This is a genomic window from Bradyrhizobium sp. Crot121, assembly GCF_059512385.1.
In genome coordinates this window covers 1-406 of the sequence record NZ_JCAMOR010000423.1, presented here as the reverse complement: position 1 = coordinate 406, position 406 = coordinate 1, and the positions used below count along the sequence as shown (strand labels likewise).

Below are 406 nucleotides of genomic sequence, written 5' to 3'. Positions count from 1 at the left end.
CCACTGACAAACTTGGAGCTTACCTTCGTGAAACACGAGACCGTGCGCGCATCGTCGTTCGCGATGCCGCTAAGCAGTCCGGCCTTTCCTCCCGGTCCTTACCGCTTCGTCGACCGCGAGTATTTCATCATCCAGTACCGCACCGATCCCGACGCGCTGCGCCGCGTGGTGCCGGAACCGCTGGAGGTCACCGAACCGGTGGTGAACTACGAGTTCATCCGCATGCCGGATTCCACCGGTTTCGGCGACTACACCGAGAGCGGCCAGGTCATTCCCGTATCCTACAAGGGCCAATTGGGTGGCTTCACCCATCAGATGTTCCTGAACGACCATCCGCCGATTGCGGGTGGGCGCGAACTATGGGGGTTTCCCAAGAAATTGGCGCAACCGAAGCTGGAGGTCGAAA

Annotated in this window: 1 protein-coding gene; it reads left to right on the top strand. The window is 60.1% G+C overall.

All coding sequences use genetic code 11. The features are described from left to right. Positions 1-27 precede the first annotated feature (27 nt). Positions 28-406, top strand: a 379-nt coding sequence (locus AC5ZGW_RS47285; RefSeq protein WP_496114292.1) for an acetoacetate decarboxylase, incomplete at its 3' end; no start/stop codon positions are given.